The organism is Sphingomonas sp. IC-56, from assembly GCF_021043375.1.
Taxonomy (GTDB): domain Bacteria; phylum Pseudomonadota; class Alphaproteobacteria; order Sphingomonadales; family Sphingomonadaceae; genus Sphingomonas.
Map to the genome: position 1 here is coordinate 353,012 of NZ_JAJNDV010000002.1, position 20,326 is coordinate 373,337.

Consider the following 20,326-nt stretch of genomic DNA (forward strand, 5'->3'; position numbering starts at 1 on the left):
AATCCTCAGAAGCCGACCGACGCGCTCAGGAAAAGATAGCGTCCGGCCGCATCATAGAATTGCGGGTAGGTATTGCCGTTGCCGCCGTCCTCGATCGCCGCGGTCGTGGTCAGCGGGGGATCCTTGTCGAACAGGTTGTTCACGCCCAGGCGGAAGGTGAAGTCCTTGCGCACGCTATACGCCATCGACAGGTCGAAATAGCTGCGCGCGCCGAGTTCCTTGTTGAGCGCCGCGAAGCTGCCGGTGAGTGCCGGCTGATCGCTGGTCTGGGCGATCTGGACCGACGAGACGTACCGCCATGCGAAGGCCAGATTGAAGCTGCTGTCGGGCATCCAGGTGGTCGTCAGCTTGTGACGCCATTCGGGACGCGGGCGACCGCAAAGACCGGCATACAGGCCCACGCACTCATAGGTGTCGGCCGCAGGCGAGTTGGGCAGCGGCACCGTCTTGTACGAGTCGAGATACGTGCCCGCCAAGTTGAAGGCGAGACGACCGCCACCCAGGCCGATATCGTCCAGGTTCATCCGGTAATCCGCCGCAACGTCGATACCCTTGGTCTGGAGCGAGCCGGTGTTGACGTTGAATCGCTGGAAGTACCCTGACTCGCTCTGCCACAGCGAACCGGCGGGGCTGCGCCGGATCTGATCGCAGAAGAAGGGATCGCCATTGGCAATGCAGTTCGCCAGCGAGAGGTTCGGATTGACGCTGCCGACCAGATTTTCGACCTTGATGTCGAAGTAATCGAGCGAGACCGTCAGGCCGCGCACGAAGCGGGGCTCGAACACCGCACCCAGCGAAAGGGTCTTGGCGGTCTCCGGCTGCAGCGCCGGGTTGCCGCCGATCAGCGAGTAGAATTGGCCGGCAGGATTGTCGACGATGTTGCCATACTGGCCGGCGGTCACACCGGTGCGGGCGCACTGTTCCAGCGTTGCGATCGGCGTCGCGCCGGCGCATGGATCGAACGATCCATTGGCGTTCTCCGTCAGTTCGACTTCGAACAGCGTCTGGCTCGAGAAGAGTTCGATCACGTTGGGCGCACGCACCGCACGCTGATACGACCCGCGGAAGCGCAGATCGTTCACCGGCGACCAGTTGAGCCCCAGCTTGTAGGTGTGCGTCTTGAAGCCGGTGTCATAGTCGGAGAAGCGATACGCGCCTTCGAACGACAGCGTCTGGAAGAAGGGGCGGTTCTCGACCAGCGGCAGGATCAGCTCGCCGAAGAACTCCTTGGCGGCAGTCGATCCGTTGATCGGCAGTTCGGGGCTGGCGGCCGCCTGGTACACTTCGTCAGGCTGATAATCGACGGTGTTCTTGCGATACTCGAACCCGACCGCAATGCCGACGCCGGTGTCAGCGAAGGGCGACTGGATGCCATAGGTGCCCAGGTTCCCGTCGATCACGCCGACGACGTTGATCAGGCTGGTGTCGCCGGTGATGCTCTTCACCTCAGCGACATAGTCCACGGCGTCCTGCGATGCGGCGGCGCCGAAATAGTCGAGCGGCGCGCAATTGGCGTCGTTGTTGTTCGGATTGGCGTCCGCATTGATCGCGCACACGATCTGGCCGGCCGAGTTGCGCACGGCGTTGAATGCATTGGCAGTGCGCTGGCGATTGGCGTCGCCCGAGAAGCGGCTGCGATAGCTGACCTTCGAATAGATGCCGTACAGGTCATAGTTGAACGCGCCCGCCAGCAGGCCGCGGGTGCCGCCAACGATGCGATAGGTTTGATGCTGGATGTCGTCCTGGCGATTGCCGCCTTCGACGTTGCGGCGTGCAACCAGCACGCCCTGTGCGATCCCGGCGGGGCCGGCATAGTTGCCCTGCGCGTCATAGGTGCTCGCGGTGGAAAGGCCGCGGCTGGTGCACAGGAAGTTGGCCTGCTGCGCGCTCAGGAACGGATTGTCGCAGTTGATGCCGTTGATGCCATTGGCGTTGATGCTGATGCCGGCGCTGTTGGTACCCGGTGCGATCTGCGCGACCGAGCGGTCTTCCATGAACGCGAGCTCGAGATACGGCTTGATGTGCTCGTTGAGTTCGTAGTGCGCGGTCGCGCCGAAGGAGTAGCGTTCGTCCGGGCGCTGATAATAGTTGTAGGGCGCAAAGTTATAGGTCTGCGTTCCCGCAACAAAGGTTCCGTCCGCGACCCGGAAGGAGTTCGGCAGGCCGGGAATGCGGCCGGCATTGGTGAAGTTGGCCGGTGCGTTGGTGCCCGATCCGCTGCACGCATATTCGCTGCCGCCGACGCCGGTGGTGCCGAGCCCGCACGCGCTATAGTCATAGTCGGCCTGCAGGATGGCGTTGACCTTGCGGTACGTCGCGTACGCGGTGACGTTGCCGCGCCCGTCGGAGAGGTTGCCGCCGGCAACTGCCGAGATTTCGGTGGTGAAGCCGTTCCACACGCTCTGGTCCGGCTTGGCATAGGCGCCGGGCACCGCTGCGTCGTTGCGGTCCAGCAGCGCGCGCAGCTCGTCACGGTCGTTGTTATGCTGATAGCCGCCGATGCTGCCGGCCAGGCGCAGACCGTTGAAATCGTCGAGCAGCTTGAAGTTCACCACGCCGGCGATCGCGTCCGAGCCATAAACGGCGGATGCGCCGCCCGTCAGCACTTCGACCGACTGGATCAACGGCGTCGGGACCTGATTAAGATCCGATGGGATGTTCTTGGGCGAACCATAAGGCAGGCGGCGGCCGTTCACGAGAACCAGCGTGCGCGAGGGCGAGAGGCCGCGAAGATCGACCTGGGCAGTGCCGGTCGCTTCGTTCGAATTGGCCGCGCCCTGTGCCGCGAATACCTGGGGAAGCTGGTTGACCAGATCCTCGGTCCGCACCGTACCGCGCTGTGCGAACTCTTCCGAAGAAATGGTGGTGACCGGGCTCACGCTCTCCATGTTCGCCGAGCGGATGCGCGAGCCGGTGACGGTGACATTGCCTTCATCAACAGGCGTGTCCTCAGCCTGGGCCGGCGTTTCGACTGCCGCTTCCTGGGCCATCGCCGGCAGCGCCGACAAGGCGCCGAGCGCGAAGACCGAGCCAAGTAAGGTGGCGCGCAACTTGGTACGTTGAATCATGGTGTTCTGCTTCCCCGTTTCGTTTTGGTTTTGTGATGTTCAGAAGGCGCCGGCGCCCCGCTTTTAGCGGTAGCGCCAGCTCGTCAGGTCGGCGCCCGCGGGTGCGGCCGCTTCGATGCGCTTCAGGATCTTGGGCACGTACATGCTGTTGTAGCGCAGGCGCCCGATCGAATTGGGCTGGGTCGGATCGCCGTTCCAGCAATGCTCGTCGCGATCACCATAGGTGACCTCGCCCTGATAGGCGGGCTTTGCCTTTTTGAGGAAGTCCTCCATCAGATAGACGGCGTTGTTCAGGTAGAAATTGTCCATGTCGCCGACATAGATGTGGATCTTGCCCTGAAGCTTTGGGCCCAGGGTCTTCCAATCGCGCTCCATGATGTGGCGCAGATCGTAATTGTCGCGCCAATAGGCCGCGACCTTCTTGTCGATGACGCCGGTCGCCTTGTCCCAGATGCGCATGGGATAGCCGTCCGCGCCCATCGGCGAGTAGACGGCCTCCCAAATGTCCCACTGACCCCCCGAGCGCGTCTTGTCGCCAAGCACGGCTTCCCACCGGTTCTCGTCTTCTGCGGTGTAGAAGACGTGGCCAAGATAGTCGCGTTTGCCTGGCTTGGCGACGCGCCCGAAGGGCCCCTCGCGCCAATACGCGTTCTTGTCCTCGTACAGGTTGGTGACCATCGTCTGACGGAAGTCGATGGGGTCCGGACAGGCGGCAAAGGCGCCGTTATATTCGTCCGGGTAGAAGACCTGCGCCGCCAGCGCTTCCCAGCCGCCCGTCGATCCGCCGTACAGGAAGCGCGACCAACCCGCGCCCAGTCCCCGGAACTTCTTTTCCAACGCCGGGATGAAATCATAGGTGATGGCGTCGCCATACGGCCCCAGATTGGCCGAGTTCACCGCATAGCTGTCATCGTAATAAGGATTGCTGTGGTCGATCTCGACGATCAGCATCCGGGGGAAGTCGGGCGACGTCCACTTCTTGTAGAAGTCATAGGCTTCCTGCTGCTCGGTACGAGCATAGCAGGTCTCGTTGCGGAAGCGCTCGCTGGGCTCGCACTTGATGTCGGCGTCGGGCGGCGTGGTGCGGAAGCCTCCGAAATCATCGGGGAAATGGCCGTGGAAGATGGCCAGCGGATATTTCGCTTCGGGATGCTTGTCGAAATCCTTCGGCACCAGGACGTGGCCGCGCATGAAGACGTCGCGGCCCCAGAACTTGGACAGCCGTTCCGAGCGATATTTGAAGTGGCGGACGAACTCGCTGTCCTTGGGTTCGGCGATCGGGGGCAGCACCTCGGTAAGCGCGACCTTGATCTCGCCTGCGCGCTTGGGGTCGAAATCGACCTTGAAGGGCTTGCTGATGAGGTTGCCCGGCTCCTTGCGCCAATTCTGCCCGGCGCCGCGCGCCGCTGGAAGCTTGACGGTCTTGCCGTTGCCCAGCGTGAAGCTCTCGTATTTGTGGAGTACCGCCTGCACGGTGTACTTGCCCGCAGGCACGTCCGCCAAGCTGCGGCCGGGATAGCCAAGCACCGAGTTGCCGATTACGCGGAATTGACCCTTGCCGAACTTCTCGACCTGAAGTCCGAAGATCTGCGGCGCATCGTAGTTCGCATCGACCTGGAAGCGCGGTTCGCTTGTATCGTCGTCGGTAAGGATCAGTATCAGCCGGCCCTCGTAAGAAGCTGCCGAAACTGGAGCCGCGAACTCGACGCGGAAATCCTCTGCGTTAAGCGCATGCGCGCCAAGCGTCAGCGCCGCCATCGCGACGCCGACTGCGAATATCTTCCGCATGTCGTCTTCCCCTTTTCCGGCGACCGTTATTTGGTTCCACCAGAGCCCAAGTTTCGTTTTCGAGACGCTGCCTGTCAATAGACTTTGATCGGATAGCGAACAAAAGTTTCACGGGCGGTCATTGGGATCGCCTGCTGAACGAACGGCTGCGCGTTTCGCGAAAGAAAATAACAGGAAGCTGGGTCCGCCGGGCTACTGCGTTTGGGAAGGTGATGAGGTATCGAGCAGTGGACACCGGAAGCATATTCGCAAATCAGATATGCAAAACGTGCAGATGAGTCTGCGTGCGGAGAGAGGCAGTATCGTGGAGAAATCCGAAATATCAGATGATTCAGCTGCAGAAGGCGACAATCACCTCAGAGAGGATGGCGATCGTGATTATGTCGCGTCACTGGCAAGGGGCCTGGATGTCATCTGCGCATTCAGTCGTCTTACCCCGAAGATGACGTTGAGCGAGGTAGCCAAGGCAGTGAATATGTCTCGCGCGACCACCCGACGATTGTTGCTGACGCTGGTGCAGGAAGGATATGCCGAGAAGAACGATCGAATCTTTTCGCTGCGGCCCAAGGTCCTGCAGCTTGGGTATTCTGCGCTGTCTTCCGTGGGTATATTGGACGTGGCCCAGCCCGTCATGAACGAACTCACGCAGCGTACGCAGGAGTCGATCTTTACCGCGGTTATGACTGGAGACGAAGTGACCTACCTGGCGCGCTCCACGCCGGACCGGGTGATTTCAGTGAGCATCAATATCGGCATTCGCCTGCCCGCTTACGCGGTTTCGACAGGGCGGGTGTTGCTGGCCGCAGAACCCGACGAGGTGCTTGATCGCTACATCGATCGGGTCGACCTCACTCAGCATACCGCCAAGACGGTGAACTCAAAGGAAAAGCTGCGCGACGTCATCCTTGAGGCGCGACGACGCGGATATTCGTTGGTTGATGAGGAACTGGAAGCCGGCGTCCGATCGCTTTCGGTCCCGATACGCGACGGGCAACAGCGGGTGATCGCCGCGCTGAATGCCTGCTGTCCCTCCACGCGCTTCACGGTCAAGGCGATGGAGCAGCAGCTCGTGCCAGAACTTCTGAAAGCTGCCAGCCTGATCAATCAGAGGCTTCTCGGCTAAGCGGGACAAGTGGGGCGTGGCCGGCGGGCATAAGCCGTCACGAATTGGCGCTTGCGCTGTTCGCCATGTCGTGGCGATGGTCAGGCGGTGAGCAGCAGGCAAGACGCCCGCGGCGTGCGGCGGCGGTGCTGCGTTCGGGGGAATGCGATGATCGGCTTGTGGTTGCCACCCGTGCGCTTCGGTCTGCTATCGGGGGCTGCGGCGTGAACGGCGCGTCGTTGCGGATCCTGATCGGACTGGCGCTGGGCCTTGCCGGCGGTGCGCTGATGGGAGGCAGGACTGGCGCGGCGCCGGCCTTAGCCGGGACCACAGCGATCGGGCGGCTGTGGCTCGATGCACTCACGATGACGGTGGTGCCGCTGGTCTTCTCGCTGTTGGTGACGGGCATCTTGGGCGCGGCGCATGACGCGCGGCAGAACCGCGTCGCATTGCGGGCATTGTTGTGGTTCGCCGTGCTGTTGGCTGGTGGATGCCTGTTGGCGGCGGCGAGCACTACCGTGTTGCTCCACCTCTGGCCGGTAGGCGATGCCGCCGCTAGCCTGCGGCCGCCTGCCGGAGCTGCGCCAGTGCCGGGTGCGGCTTCGGACTGGCTGAGCGGCATCATCCCGACCAACCCGATTAAGGCGGCCGCGGAAACCGCGATGGTGCCGCTGGTCGTGTTCGCACTGTTTTTCGGCTTCGCCGCGGCCCGCGTCGCGGCGGATCTGCAGCAGGCGCTCCAGCTCCTGTTCCGCGGCATTGCTGAGACGATGCTGGTGATCGTGCAATGGGTGCTGCTGGTGGCCCCAATCGGCGTGTTCGCGCTCGCGTTCGGCCTCGGTGCGCGGGCGGGCACGGGCGCGGTCGGCGTGCTGGTCCAATATGTCGTGGTGGTCGCCAGTGCATGCCTGCTGATCGGCGTGCTGGCGTATCTGGTCGTGCTGGCGATCGGACGGCTGTCGCTTGCCCGCTTCGCACGTGCGGCACTGCCAGCGCAGGTAGTGGCGCTCAGCACGCAGTCCTCGCTGGCGACGCTTCCTGCAATGGTGGAGGCGGCGCCCGCGCTGGGCGTCGAGCGCGCCGCGGCGGGGATCATCCTGCCGCTGGCCGTGTCGATCTTTCGCGCGGCGAGTGCCGCCGCCAATGTCGCCGTCGCGCTGTACCTGGCGGCAGTGTATGGTAATGAACCGGGGATCGGCCTGCTGGTTGTGGGCGCGCTGGTCGCCGCGGCAGTCAGCCTGGCGGCGGTGGGCCTGCCGGCGCAGGTGTCGTTCTTCGCGACGATCGGGCCCGTGTGCCTGGCGATCGGCGTGCCGGTGGAGTTGCTGCCCCTTCTGCTGGCGGTGGAGACAATTCCGGACCTGTTCCGCACCGTTGGCAACGTAACTGCCGACATGGCCGTTATGCGATTGGCGGGACGTGGTTCGACCAACTCTGGTGACACTGCGGCGCGCGGCTGAACGCCGTCACAGACAGTGACGCGCGCCCCTCGCGGACGGGAAGGGTTCATGGTACGGGCACGGTCAAGACCATGTGGTTACAGGAGAATGCGTGAGCGAGGCTGAACGGGACGAAGCCGCGATCGGGATCGCAGGACTAGACGATGTGCTTGCCGGAGGGTTGGCCCGGAGCCGCGTCTTCCTGTTCGAAGGGAGCCCGGGCACGGGCAAGACGACCATCTCGCTCCAGTTTCTGCTGGAAGGCGCCAAGGTCGGGGAGCGAGTGCTCTACATCACCCTGTCGGAGACGGAGGACGAGCTGAAGGCCAGCGCTGCCTCGCATGGATGGTCGCTGGACGGGATCGACATCTACGAACTCGTGCCGCCCGAAAGCCTCCTTGACGAGGAGCAGCAGCAGAGCCTGCTGTATTCCTCTGACCTGGAGCTGGGAGAGACGACCCGTCGCATCTTCGAAGCTTTCCAGCGGGTGAAGCCCAGCCGTGTGGTGCTCGACAGCCTGTCCGAAATCCGCCTGCTGGCACAAAGCTCGCTGCGGTACCGCCGGCAGGTGTTGGCGCTGAAGCATTTCTTCGCGCGCCAGGAGGCGACCGTGCTCATGCTCGACGACCTGACCGCCGAGCAACACGACAAGACCGTGCACAGCGTCGCGCACGGGGTGGTTCGGCTGGAGGAGCTTGCGCCGGACTATGGTGCGGAGCGCCGACGCTTGCGAGTCATCAAGTATCGCGGCCGGCGGTTCCGGGGCGGCTATCACGATTTCGAGATACAGACCGGCGGTGTGCGGGTCTTTCCGCGGCTTGTTTCAGCAGAGCATCACCGCAGCTTTGAGCGCGAAGTGTTGCAATCGCCGATTGCCGAACTGAATGCGCTGCTGGGCGGCGGCGTGGAGCGGGGATCGAGCGTCCTGGTGCTCGGTCCGGCCGGCACCGGCAAGTCCCTGCTGTCGCTTACTTTCGTAGCGAATGCCGTTGGGCGCGGCGAACGCGCGGCGATGTTCGTGTTCGACGAAGAACTCGGTCTTTTGATCGAGCGCGCCAAGGGGCTTGGCTTCGACCTGCAAGCGATGGTCGATCAGGACCTGCTGGTGCTGGAGCAAGTCGATGCCGCGGAACTGACTCCGGGCGAGTTCTCCGAGCGGGTCCGGCATTGCGTCGAGTTCCATGGCGCGCGCACGGTGGTGGTGGACAGCCTCAATGGCTATCAGGCTGCGATGCCGGGCGAGAATGCCCTGATCCTGCACATGCATGAGCTGTTGCAATATCTGAACCGGCAGGGTGCAACGACCTTCCTGACCGTCGCCCAGCATGGGCTTGTTGGGGACATGCGCTCGCCGGTGGACGTGACCTATCTTGCCGATACCGTCATCCTACTGCGCTATTTCGAGGCGCTGGGCAGAGTTCGCCGCGCGATTTCGGTCGTTAAGAAGCGTACCGGCGCACACGAAAACACCATTCGCGAATATCGCATCGGTTCGAACGGCGTGACCCTTGGCGCGCCGCTGACCAACTTCCAGGGCGTGTTGCGCGGCGTGCCGACGATGGTCGGCGATGAGCCGGGGCTTTTGGATATCGAGGGTTGAACACCGCTCAGGTTTCGGAACGCGCGCTGCTGCTCGCTCCGCTCGGACGCGACGCGGCGGTCGCTGGTGGCATGCTGGCGGAAGCCGGAATCGAGTCCGTCGCCTGCGGGTCCGTGCCCGAGCTTCTCGAGCTGTTGAACGGCGGCGTCGGCTTCGTGATCGTGACCGAGGAAGCGCTGGCGAACGCGGACCTGCACGCCTTGTCAGGCTGGATCAACGCGCAGCAGGAATGGTCGGACCTCCCCTTCGTGCTGCTCACGCGCCGGGGCGGCGGGCTGGAGCGAAATCCCTCCGCCGCTCGCTTCCTGGGCGTGTTGGGCAACGTCACCTTTCTGGAGCGCCCCTTCCACCCGACGACGTTGATCAGCGTCGCACAATCGTCGCTGCGGGCACGGCGGCGGCAATATGAAGCGCGGTTGCGCCTCCAGGAGCTGAGCGACCTTACCCTGTCGCTCGAGGAACGGGTGCGGACCGCATCCAAGGAGCGCGAAGCGGCGCTGGCCCAACTGCACGAAGCGCAGAAGCTGGAAACGCTGGGTCAGCTGACGGGGGGCGTGGCGCACGATTTCAACAATCTGCTGACGCCGATCACGGGCGTACTCGATCTGCTCAATCGCCGCTTCGGTGGGGGCGACCCGCGGACCGAACGGCTGATCGGCGGTGCGCTGGAATCGGCCGAGCGCGCGCGGACGCTGGTGCAGCGCCTGCTCGGTTTCGCCCGGCGCCAGGCACTTCAGACCCGGCCCATCGATCTGGCGGCACTGATGGAAGGCATGCGCGACCTGATCGCCAGTTCGGTCGGGCCATCGATCGAAGTGCAGTTGCGGTGCACGGCCTCGCTGCCCGCGGCGATGGTCGACCCCAATCAACTCGAGCTCGCGGTACTCAACCTGTGCGTCAACGCCCGCGACGCGATGCCAGAGGGGGGCGTGCTGACCCTCTCGGCCGAAGCCGCGGTGCTGACAACCGGTGAAATGCCCGACGTGGCGCCGGGCCAGTATCTGCGCCTGTCGGTGGCCGATACCGGCACGGGAATGGATGCCGAGACGCTACAGCGCGCAGTGGAGCCATTCTACTCGACCAAGGAGATCGGCAAGGGCACCGGACTGGGCCTGTCGATGGTGCATGGCCTGGCTTCGCAGCTGGGCGGCGGCTTCCGGCTGCGCAGCACACCCGGCGAAGGCACCTGTGTCGACCTGTGGCTCCCGGTAGCGGCTGATGCGGCGGTGAGCTTCCGCACGCATGACGCGGCGCTGCTGGAACCCACACGGCCCTTGTCGATCCTGCTGGTGGATGACGAACCGCTGGTGCGCACCGCTACTGCCGAGATGCTGCGCGAGCTAGGCCACAGCGTGCGCGAAGCGGCAGCCGGAGCGGACGCGCTAGCGGTGCTGCCCGGCCTTGCCTGCGACATCGTCGTGACCGATTACAAGATGCCGCGCATGGACGGCGCCGAACTGGCCGAGCGGATCAAGCTGCTCGACACAAGGCTGCCGGTGCTGCTGATCACCGGCTACACCGGCGCGGCCGACCTGTCGGCGGATCTGCCGCGGCTCGACAAGCCGTTCCGCCGTGCCGAGCTGCACGCGGCGATCAACCGGGCATTGGAGGGGCGTGTGGATACCGTGGCGGCGCTTCGGGCCTGAGGGCATTCAAGGGCTCGCGACCGCCTCACCTTCACACAGGAAAGACGCAGGCCCTCACACTTGCCTGCTCAGGGCAGCGATGCCCAGTTCCAGTCCGCGCAACTCGGCGAGCCCGCGCAGGCGACCGATAGCCGAATAGCCGGGGTTGGTGACCTTTTGCAGATCGTCGAGCATCTGGTGGCCATGGTCGGGGCGCATCGGAATACGCTTGCCGTGCTCGATCGAGATTTCGCGTACGGCTCGCAGCACGTCGGGCATGTCGACCGCGCCATATAGATGCGTCGACTCGTGAAAGACGCCCGGTTCCTCGATCGCGACATTGCGCAGGTGGAGGAAGTGGATGCGCGCGCCGAACCTCCGCACCATGGCGGGCAGATCGTTGTCGCTGCGGACGCCAAGCGACCCGGTGCACAGGCAAAGGCCGTTGGAGCGGTTCGGGACACGCTCGAAGATGGTGTCCAGGTCTGCCTGGGTGCTTACCACGCGCGGCAGGCCGAACAGCGGAAAGGGAGGATCGTCGGGATGCACCACCAAATTCACGCCCAGCGCGTCGGCAACCGGGCAAATGCGCGCAAGGAAGCTGACCAGATGCTCGCGCAGCCGCGCCGCATCGATGGCAGCATAGGCCTCAAGCGCTTGCTGGAACGCGGCGAGCCCGAAGCTTTCCTCGCTTCCCGGCAGACCGGCGATCACGGTGCGGTCCAACGCCTTGCATTGGGCGGTGTTCATGCGGGCGAAGCGCGCCGCTGCCGTCTCCAGCACCGCGGCGGAATAGTCTCGCTGCGCTCCGGCCCGCCCGAGCATGTGGACATCGAACACCGCTACATCGGCGAGGTCGAAGCGTAGCGCCCGTGCACCATCCGGCAGCGAATAGGCGAGGTCCGTGCGCGTCCAGTCGAGCACCGGCATGAAGTTGTAGGTGACGGTGCGAAGGCCGCACTCGGCGAGATTCGCCAGACTATGCGTATAATTGTCGACCAGCGCTTCCCAGCCGGCGGCCTGCGTCTTGATGGCCTCATGAACCGGCAGGCTCTCCACCACCGACCAGCGTAGCCCTGCCTGCGCCACCAACTCCTGGCGCTCCCGGATCGCTGCCAAGGGCCAGATCTCCCCGTTTGAGATGTTGTGCAGAGCAGTCACTACGGCGGTGGCACCTGCCTGGCGGATGTCGCGCAGGCTCACCGGGTCGGCAGGGCCGAACCACCGCATCGCCTGCACCATGAACCCTGCCTGATCACTGCGCATAGGAAGTCTCCGAAATAACCTGCCGAGCTACGCTGGGTGCAGCGGGCCCCATGAGGTTGGTGTTGGTAAGGGTAAAGGTCGTCTCCAGCGAAACCACGCAGCGTAGGAATGGAACCGCCAACGCGATGGCCAGTTGCTGCCGGCCTTCGGGAGTGTAGCATCGACCCCGCCAACGAGTAGCGCCATTCGTACTCACCGCCGCGCAGTCCAAATGCTCGCTCCCTTCGAGGGTCTCGGTGCAGATCACAGCTATCTAGCTGGCGCACCGCATCAAAACGGTCTTCCCGCTCTTCTCTTCGCAGCAGTCTCCGAGCAGACTGGCAGGCTGTCAGGCAAGCCGACGCAGAAGTGGTGGCAGGCGAAGGGTCTGATGGCATTTGCTGCAACTTAGAACAACCGTATCGCGGTCAGTGCGGGGTGTTAGGAGCTCCTTACAACAGCTTGTAGAACGTGATGGGAAGGTCACGCACTCGCCTGCCGATCGCGTTGAATACCGCGTTCGCTAGTGCGGCGGCCACGCCGGTGATGCCGATTTCTCCGACTCATCGCACAACCGGGAGCCTGGATCGGGGATGTCGGCCCAAATCACACAGCGTTTCCTCAGTCAACGCGAGGCCGTTGGGCTGGCATGACCGTTCGCGCGTCATTCTTGCCAGCCGCGTTCCGATGCGCGATCCTTGCACCTGCGAAGCCGGCCATCAGTGCCTCTGACCTGGCCGAAAAACGTGCAAAATTCCTGAGAGGATGGGAAGAGAGCAACATGCGGATTCTCAAGTTAGCTGGCGCGATCCTTGTCCTCTCCGCTCCGGCGAACGCGCAAATCGTTGCGCAGCCTTCGGCAGGCACCCACCAGCGCGCTGTAGCTGCTGGCTACAAAGCTGCGCTTTACTGCTCGGGTATCTTCAACGCTGGGCGAACCCCGGCGCAAATCGATGCCGACGAACTGGCCGGCATCTATCCCGAGTACGACAAGATCGTGCCAGCGCTGGCAGCCACGGTCGACAACGACCTCCGCTCCGTTGCCGTGACTTTCGATCCACAGCTTCCTCCACGGCGCGCGACATGGAGCAAAGGGCATGGGTGTGTGACCTTGCCGATCGGCAGCAAGATACCGACTGCGCGCGAGAGTGCAGGTGCGCCATCTGTCGCGGGTGCAGACCCGCGGCGCTGGCCACAAGGTGACGCCGGTATCTCGCCACGCTCGCTCCCCGCCCTCGCCCGAACGATCGGCGGCGCTTTCGATCACGCCTATGGCGCCGGCACTAAGACCGTCGGCGTGGTCATCGTACAGGGCGGCCGCATCGTCGCCGAGCGCTACGCCAGTGGCTTCGGCCCGTTTGTTTCCAACCGTACCTGGTCCGTCGGCAAGTCCATTGCAGGCACGCTCATCGGCATGAACATGGCGGGCTCCATCAACGACCCGGCATCAGTGCCGCAGTGGAAGGCCGGCGACCCGCGACAGTCCATAACACTCGACCACCTTTTGCGCATGGCCTCGGGGCTGCACAGCGACACCGCCGGCAATCGTACTGACGCCATTTACTTTGGCGGCACCGCTGTGGACGAGCAAGCGGTGTCCTGGCCCCTGGAGGCATTGCCAGGCACGCGTTTCCGCTACGCCAACAACGACACGCTGCTCGCGGTCTATGCCACACGACAGGCGATCGGGGAGGAACGGTACCGCAGGCTTCCGGACAGCCTGTTCGCGCCGATCGGGATGGCGCACACTGTCGCGGAGACAGACTGGCACGGCAACTACATCCTCTCGAGCCAGGTCTGGTCGACCGCGCGTGACTTGGCCCGGCTTGGGCTCTTCTGGCTGCAGGACGGTGTCTGGGAAGGCAAGCGCCTGCTTCCGGAAGGCTGGATGCACATCATGACGACGGCGAGCGGCCCTCAGCCTGCGAATGGTCCAGGCTATGGCGCGACACTGTGGCTGTTCGGCCCGGAACAGGGACTTCCCAAGGGCAGCTTCGCCGCTCAGGGCAATCGCGGGCAATTTGTGATGGTCATACCCTCACGGCAGGTGGTGGTGGTACGGCGCGGCGAGGATGGCGGCGCCGCGCGGTTCGATATCGCCCGCTTCGCCGCCGACGTTGCCGCTGCACTGTGACAGCGGCCCGGCGATCGCTTGGAGTTGCCCCCTTTCGAAACTTTACGCATCTTATCAGAAGAGCGTCCAGCTAGCCGGACGTCTCACGCACCGCTTCGGTTCAGGCTATCGAGCCAGCAGGAGATTTCACCATGGGTAAGATGCTGGCGTTGCTCGCATTGTTGACGATGGCTCAGGCAGCGCCTGACCCACATTTGCCAACACCCACCTATGATGCCGTCGCACCTGTGCTTCCCAAAGGATTGAAGGACGCTGTCCTGATCATTTCGAAGACCAATGGCTGGCGGCACATCGAGCACATTCCCCATTCGAACGCCGTGCTCGCCGATATCGCGCAAAGCCTGGGTCGGGCGAGCTACGTCACGGAGAATGCGGCGGTCTTCAACGATGAACAGTTGAAGCGCTTTTCCATCGTCGTTCTCAACAGCACCAGTGGCGATTTCCTCACGCACGACCAACGCGCTGCATTTGCCCGCTTCGTAGCGCGAGGCGGCGGCGTCGTGGCGTTAAATGCCGCAGGCGACAACAGCCATACCGACGCGTGGTACAGCGACACGATCATCGGCACCAAGTTCATCGGACATCCAGGAGGCAGCGATCAGTTCCAGCCGGCGCGGATCGCCGTCGATCATCCCGATCATCCCGCCATGGCTGGCGTAAACTTGCCCTGGTTGCCGATCGATGAATGGTACTCGTTTGATGCCGACCCCGCAGCACGCGGCATGACCGTTCTCGCACGGATTGATGAGGCAAGTTACCGGCCCGGTGCCGAGCTGGCCATGGGATCGCACCCGGTTATCTGGATCAATCCGTCGACAAAGGGGCGCATTTTCTATTCTGCACTGGGTCACTCACCGGATGCCTATGACGATCCGAACTATCGGCGCATCCTTGCCAACGCGATCAAGTGGGTCAATCGCTAGTCCGGAAGACGCGTATCTAAGAAGATCGTCGCCTAGCGCTGTCCGTAACGAGCGACGACAGGATGCGAAAACTTACGTCCTTCCTTTAGGGGCTGCCCGAAGTAGTCGCTCGTTCGGCATCCGCCATCTCCAAGGGTTACTTCGCCACCAGCTCGATCGTGGATCAAATATACGCCAGAGACCTCTTGGCGGGCGCGACCAGCATGCCTGACTCCATGAAAGGCGCGAGTCTCGTCCGCCCGTAGCCAAGCAAAGGGTCGTTCTCCTCGCCTCCCTTGAGCGTAAGCGGTCTAACCCGCACCTGACTGCAGGTACCCTGCCCGGCAAGCCACTGTCGGACTTTCAGCCGTTCTGGCAGCGGGTCCGGGCTCGTGCTGGTTTGAAGGACGTACGCACACCGGAATGATGATCTTGAGAGGGCAACGGAGCGGCTTGCCTCATCAGCGAACGCGAAGCCGTCTAGCGGGCTATCCACCAGGTCGAACTCTGCCGATGCACAAGCAAATCGATCCATCGGTCGCGCACGGCGAGGAGGACCAGCCGTGCGGAGGCCCTGGAGTGTTGGGAACAGATCAATTATGAACTCGCGGGAAGATCGCACGCGAGTCGGGTACCCAGACGGGCTGTTTTGTTGGTGGCGCCAAGTATCCCGAAATCCCTTTGCGGCGAGACGCACGTCTCGTTGTAGGGCGGAGCCGGCCAGCCCACATCATGCTCGACGCTCTCGGTCAGGGCCTCCCATCGTAGAGCCGCTGTTCGGGCGGGCGGTGAGCGGCAAGGCGTTTGACGTTGACTTCGCATTCAGCCTCGCAGACGGCGAAAACGGACTCGATCGGCGCTCATTAGGGCGATGGAGATCTCGGAGGAACTGTCGGCTTTCCGGACATGCAGGGGCGCCGCCGCCCGCCCGCGCTCCACTGAACTATTTGTTGGGCTATGAGCTACCTAACTTATTTGCAGACGTGCTTCGCGCCTCGCTTTCTGGTAACTAAAGGCCCTAACCCTCAATTACCTGCCAATGACTGCTTCGCGAGGGAGTTGAATTGTTGGCCCGCCGCACGGCGGGCATTCCCGAATGAAATCATACGGGCATTGGGTTCCTCGGAACTGCGGTAGACTTCCGGATTGCAAGCGTCGCGGGAATTGCCGCCGGGCTGTCGCCGACATCCTTTCCGGTCCGTTCGGCTATGATCAGTTCGGCGGCGCGCGCGCTCACTTCCGCGATGGGCTGAACTACAGCGGTGAGTGGTGGATGATTGAAGCGGACGATCGGGGTGTCGTCAAAGCTGATCACGGACAGATCATCGGGGACGCTCAGGCCCTTCTCGCGTGCGACAGAGAGCGTCGCCATGGCCATCTGATCGTTGCTGGCGATGATGGCCGTGGGTGGTCGAGAGCAAGCCAGCAACTGGCGCGCGGCAACCAGGCCAGAGCCGTAGCTGAAGTCACCATCCGCCAGTAGTTGCTCGCAGTTCAAACTTGCTTGCGCCATTGCGGCGCGCCAGCCGGCGATCCGCCACGAACTCAGTTCATATTCAGGGGATCCGGCGATCAGCCCAATCCGCCGGTGGCGAAGCTCGATCAGGTGCTCGGTCGCCAGTCGCGCTGCGCCCTCGTCGCCCATCGTCAGGGTAAAGCCCGGCCCTTCGGCAAGGGACCCGATCCGGGCGAAGCTGATGCCTTGCTGGGCAAGCAGGCCGCTGATCACTGGATTTTGCGAATGCGGCGGCGTGAGGATCACGCCGTCCGGGCGCAGCGCCGCGATGGCGGCCAGCAATTCACGCTCGATATGGTCGCTGTGTGTATCGACCAGTTCGACGATTACGCGATATCCGTGCGGCGCGCAGGCAAGCATGCTGCCCAGCAGCATCTGGTCGACCCAATCGGTGCCCTGCCGCGCCCGCCAATCGGCAATGGTGCGCTCGCGGTCATTCAGCGCGAGGATGAGATAGGAACGCGATCCGCTCATCCGCTGCGCCGCGATCGAGGGAACATAACCAAGCCGGTCGATCGAAGCCTGCACCCGCTCGATCATCTCCGCGCGGACGTTAGGCTCCTTATTGATCACCCGGCTGACGGTCTGGAGCGATACGCCCGCATCCGCCGCCACGTGCTTGATCGTTACCGCCTGTCGTTGCCGCGCCATCGTGCCTCCTTCGCGGGATCAGGCGGCACGCACGCCCGCGCTGCCGCAATAGCGTGCGACATAAGCGGCATGGTCGGGCAATTGCGAAACGGTACGCGCGACATTCTCGCGCAGGGTGGCAAGCAGCTTGTCCAGTTCCTCGTCGCGCAGTTTCTCGGCGATCGGGTGCCAGGTCCGTGGCGTGATACCCTGCCCCATCATCACCTGTACCCAACTGTTCTCGGCGAACAGCTCATCGTTCTTGCGGAACACCCGGCCAGTCTCCCGGAACAGCTCGATCCTGTGGGCTAGCGTGTCGGGCACTGGCATGTCCGCGACATGGCGCCAGAACGCGCTGTCGCGCCGCTGCGTCACTTTGTAGTGGAGGATCAGGAAGTCGCGGATTTGCAGCATCTCCTGCATCTGCTGATCGTTGAACTCGTTTATGTCGCGCGCACTGATCTCGCGCAGCGGCATCATTCGTAACAGGCGCAAGATCGCGCGTTGGATCAGGTGTATGCTCGTGGATTCCAGCGGCTCCATGAACCCGCCCGACAGCCCGATCGCCACGACGTTGCGGTGCCATTGCCGCCGCCGGGCGCCCGCGCCGAAGCTCAGGAAGTTGGGCTGGACGATGGTCTTGCCTTCGATGTTGCCGAGCAGCCTTTCCAGCGCGGCATCCTTGTCTAGATAGCGGCTGCAATACACGATGCCGTTACCGACGCGGCTTTGCAGGGGAATGCGCCATTGCCAGCCTGCATCATGAGTCATCGCGCGCGTATAGGGGGCTGCGGGCCTGACGCTTTCCGTCTGGATCGCGATCGCCGCATCGCAGGGCAGGTAATGCGTCCAATCGTCATGCCCGGCGTGAAGCGCCCCCTCGATCAGGAGCGCACGAAAGCCGGTGCAGTCGAGGAACAGGTCGCCTTCGATCCGCTCCCCGGACTCTAGGCGCAATGCAGCGACGTCGCCGCGCTCCGGATGCTGCTCGACCTGTGCGATTTTGCCCTCCACGCGCCGGGCGCCGTCGCCTTCGGCCAAGGTGCGCAGGAACTTGGCGTAAAGCCCGGAGTCGAGCTGATAGGCATAGTTCATCCGATCGTCGGGCAGATGAGCGAACTTGTTCTGCAGCGCGGCGGCAAGCTCCAGGCAGTAATCGTCATAAGGCGCGTCATGGCCGCGTTCGCGCCCCTGGAGCCAGAAGTGCTGGAATCCTGCCGCCCAGTGATCCTTGCCGGTCAGACCGAAGCTGTGGAAGTATCGGTCGCTCCCGTCCTTCCACCCGTCGAACAGGATGCCCAGCTTGAACGTCGCCTGGGTCTCCCGCATGAACTCGGCTTCGTTGATGCCCATCAGCCGGTTGAAGGTCACGAGCGGCGGAATGGTGGATTCGCCCACGCCGATCGTGCCGATCGCGTCGGATTCGACCAGGGTCAACTCGACGGCGCGGCCCATGGTCCGTGCGATCGCCGCGGCCGCCATCCATCCGGCGGTGCCCCCGCCTGCTACCACCACACGGCGCACGCGCGCACCGTTCATCGGCTGAGCTGCCGCAGCAGAAAGGCGCGGATGCGCCCTGCGCTTTCGGGCGTGAGGGGTGCAAGCACGCTGCGTCCTTCCTCAGGGATATGGCCGACGGTCTGGTCGCCATTGTTGAACACATAGTAATCGAACACGTCGCGCCAGTGCTGCTTCTCATGCGCCGGTAGATCGCGGATCGTCATGATCGCGTGATTGAGCGCTTCCTGGGGCTGTCCCATCCAGCGCGGCGTTTCACGCCACCAGTAATTGACCAGCACGTTGAACGGCGCGAGGCCCTCGACATGGTGCCACCACATCGGCGGAATATGGATGGCATCGCCCGCCTCCAGTTCGGCCACCAACGCGTGGCGCATCGCCTCGGCAAAGCGCGGATGCTGGTCGAGATCAGGATGGTGGAAGTCCACCATCGAAATGGCCCGGCCCGCGGGTGTATTGTCGATTGGACCCAGATAAAGGTTGCGGAACTGATCGGGGGGAAACAGCGTAAACCGTCGGCGCCCTGCCGCGACACAGGCCAGGTTCTGAGGGAAGTCGTTATGCGCCGCGATCCGCGTCCGCGTTCCCATCCAGATGCTGGCCAGGACGCTGCGCTCGCCCAGATCCACCTGGTTCGCCTCGTGCAGCCCCGCAAAGAATTGATGCATGTCGATCGAGGCGAGATAGAGTGGCGATGCTTCCGGATTGTCCGCCTCGGCATCGATCCGGGCGAACACGTCCTCGAGCTTGGCGCGCGCGGTGCGGAAGTTCATCCCCATCGTGTGGTCGTAGAACAGCCGCCCGTCACCGCTTGGCTCGCCCACGGAAACGGTGAAGGGAACATCGCGCCGGAACCGCAGCAGATAGTCCCGCGCGGCCTTGCCTGAGTGCCGTCCCGCCTCGACAAGGGGCCAGTCCGCCACCAGGCCGCGCACCACGAAGGGCTCGGTGGCGCCGCGTAGCGCCGCGTCGAGTTCCTCTGCCCCCCCGATTTCGATCTCGCGCAGCGGCCCCGCAGCGCAGCGCAAGCGCGGTTCTGCCTTAGCCACGGTGCAGCCGGCGGTTCTTGCGCTCGATCAGCGCACCCAAATTAGACAATGACGCCATCGCCATGAACATCGGCATAAGATGGCCGTCGCGGTGCAGTTCCCCCAGCGCCGTAGGGTCGAGCGCGCGAACCTTTTCTTCGTCGAGCACATGGAAGCCGACCAGCCTGTTGGTCGATCCGTCTTCCAGTGTAACCTCCAGCGTCAACGGCTCGAAGAGGTCTAGCCGGTCCAGCGCGGCAAAGAAGTCGCCGGCACGCTGATAGCCGATGTCCAGGCTGCCGAGCTGCTCCGCGACTGCATCGAGATACGGCGTGGGTCGTCCGAACTCATCGAACACGGACACGCCTTCGCCCGCGGCGATGCGAGGGCTGTCCAGGTCGACATGCACTTGCTTGGTGTCAGATCCGCTCGCCGGCGCCCCGATCAAGAAGGGCTGAATATCCATGGCGAGCGGTCGGTATGCGGCGTCCCATCGAGTGCCTTCCAGGAACAGGTTTTCGCCCTCTTCAAACCCGAACAACGCGACCGCGCTGAAGTGCTCCCGGTCACGCCCGCGCTGAAACAGGATCGGGTACAGGTTCTGCACCCGGCGAAACTCGTCGGGCACTGTGACGCAGCTCATCACGGCGTCGCCATAGGCAGCGCCACGCTCGCTGCGCACACGCAGGTTCCCATGATCCTCGGCGGTCAGAAGTGCGTGATTGGCCATG

Annotated in this window: 13 protein-coding genes; 6 read left to right on the plus strand and 7 right to left on the minus strand. The window is 63.5% G+C overall.

What is annotated here, in order from left to right; all coding sequences use genetic code 11:
- Positions 1-5: 5 nt before the first annotated feature.
- Complete coding sequence (locus tag LQ953_RS04780; protein ID WP_231029523.1) at positions 6-3,068, minus strand: TonB-dependent receptor domain-containing protein; 3,063 nt, start codon at positions 3,066-3,068, stop codon at positions 6-8.
- 63 nt (positions 3,069-3,131) lie between these two features.
- The gene (locus LQ953_RS04785; protein WP_231029524.1) at positions 3,132-4,856 is read right to left on the minus strand and encodes a tannase/feruloyl esterase family alpha/beta hydrolase; all 1,725 of its coding nucleotides are present in this window, start codon (positions 4,854-4,856) and stop codon (positions 3,132-3,134) included.
- A gap of 304 nt (positions 4,857-5,160) precedes the next feature.
- Here LQ953_RS04785 and LQ953_RS04790 point away from each other — a divergent pair, with 304 nt between their 5' ends.
- The 4 genes from LQ953_RS04790 to LQ953_RS04805 all read left to right on the plus strand — a co-directional run bounded on the left by LQ953_RS04790 (position 5,161) and on the right by LQ953_RS04805 (position 10,643).
- A complete protein-coding gene (locus tag LQ953_RS04790; protein ID WP_231029525.1) occupies positions 5,161-5,979 on the plus strand; it encodes an IclR family transcriptional regulator domain-containing protein in 819 nt (272 codons plus the stop codon).
- A 203-nt stretch (positions 5,980-6,182) separates the two neighbouring features.
- On the plus strand, positions 6,183-7,418 hold the full coding sequence (locus tag LQ953_RS04795) for a dicarboxylate/amino acid:cation symporter (RefSeq protein WP_231029526.1): 1,236 nt from the start codon (positions 6,183-6,185) through the stop codon (positions 7,416-7,418).
- 127 nt (positions 7,419-7,545) lie between these two features.
- Complete coding sequence (locus LQ953_RS04800) at positions 7,546-8,997, plus strand: ATPase domain-containing protein (protein ID WP_231029559.1); 1,452 nt, start codon at positions 7,546-7,548, stop codon at positions 8,995-8,997.
- Entirely contained in the window at positions 8,994-10,643 is a 1,650-nt protein-coding gene (locus tag LQ953_RS04805) for a response regulator (protein ID WP_231029527.1), read from the plus strand. The genes LQ953_RS04800 and LQ953_RS04805 overlap by 4 nt, the downstream gene beginning before the upstream one ends.
- 54 nt (positions 10,644-10,697) lie before the next feature.
- Here the strand turns inward: LQ953_RS04805 and uxuA are convergent, their stop codons facing one another.
- Positions 10,698-11,888, minus strand: a complete 1,191-nt coding sequence (gene uxuA / locus LQ953_RS04810) for a mannonate dehydratase (protein ID WP_231029528.1) — start codon at positions 11,886-11,888, stop codon at positions 10,698-10,700.
- A 628-nt stretch (positions 11,889-12,516) separates the two neighbouring features.
- On the opposite strand from uxuA, the gene LQ953_RS04815 reads away from it, so the two are divergent.
- Both LQ953_RS04815 and LQ953_RS04820 read left to right on the plus strand, forming a co-directional pair.
- A complete protein-coding gene (locus tag LQ953_RS04815) occupies positions 12,517-14,001 on the plus strand; it encodes a serine hydrolase domain-containing protein (RefSeq protein WP_231029529.1) in 1,485 nt (494 codons plus the stop codon).
- Positions 14,002-14,132: 131 nt separating this feature from the next.
- Complete coding sequence (locus tag LQ953_RS04820; protein ID WP_231029530.1) at positions 14,133-14,924, plus strand: ThuA domain-containing protein; 792 nt, start codon at positions 14,133-14,135, stop codon at positions 14,922-14,924.
- Between the two features lie 1,081 nt (positions 14,925-16,005).
- Here LQ953_RS04820 and LQ953_RS04825 read toward each other — a convergent pair.
- Genes LQ953_RS04825 through LQ953_RS04840 form a run of 4 tightly spaced genes read right to left on the minus strand, consistent with a single transcriptional unit; the run spans position 16,006 to position 20,325 of the window.
- A complete protein-coding gene (locus LQ953_RS04825) occupies positions 16,006-17,070 on the minus strand; it encodes a LacI family DNA-binding transcriptional regulator (RefSeq protein ID WP_231029531.1) in 1,065 nt (354 codons plus the stop codon).
- 18 nt (positions 17,071-17,088) lie between these two features.
- On the minus strand, positions 17,089-18,588 hold the full coding sequence (locus LQ953_RS04830; RefSeq protein WP_231029532.1) for a tryptophan halogenase family protein: 1,500 nt from the start codon (positions 18,586-18,588) through the stop codon (positions 17,089-17,091).
- Positions 18,585-19,595, minus strand: a complete 1,011-nt coding sequence (locus LQ953_RS04835; protein WP_443026544.1) for a cupin-like domain-containing protein — start codon at positions 19,593-19,595, stop codon at positions 18,585-18,587. The genes LQ953_RS04830 and LQ953_RS04835 overlap by 4 nt, the downstream gene beginning before the upstream one ends.
- 13 nt (positions 19,596-19,608) lie before the next feature.
- Complete coding sequence (locus LQ953_RS04840; RefSeq protein ID WP_231029534.1) at positions 19,609-20,325, minus strand: SapC family protein; 717 nt, start codon at positions 20,323-20,325, stop codon at positions 19,609-19,611.
- Between the last annotated feature and the right edge of the window lies 1 nt (position 20,326).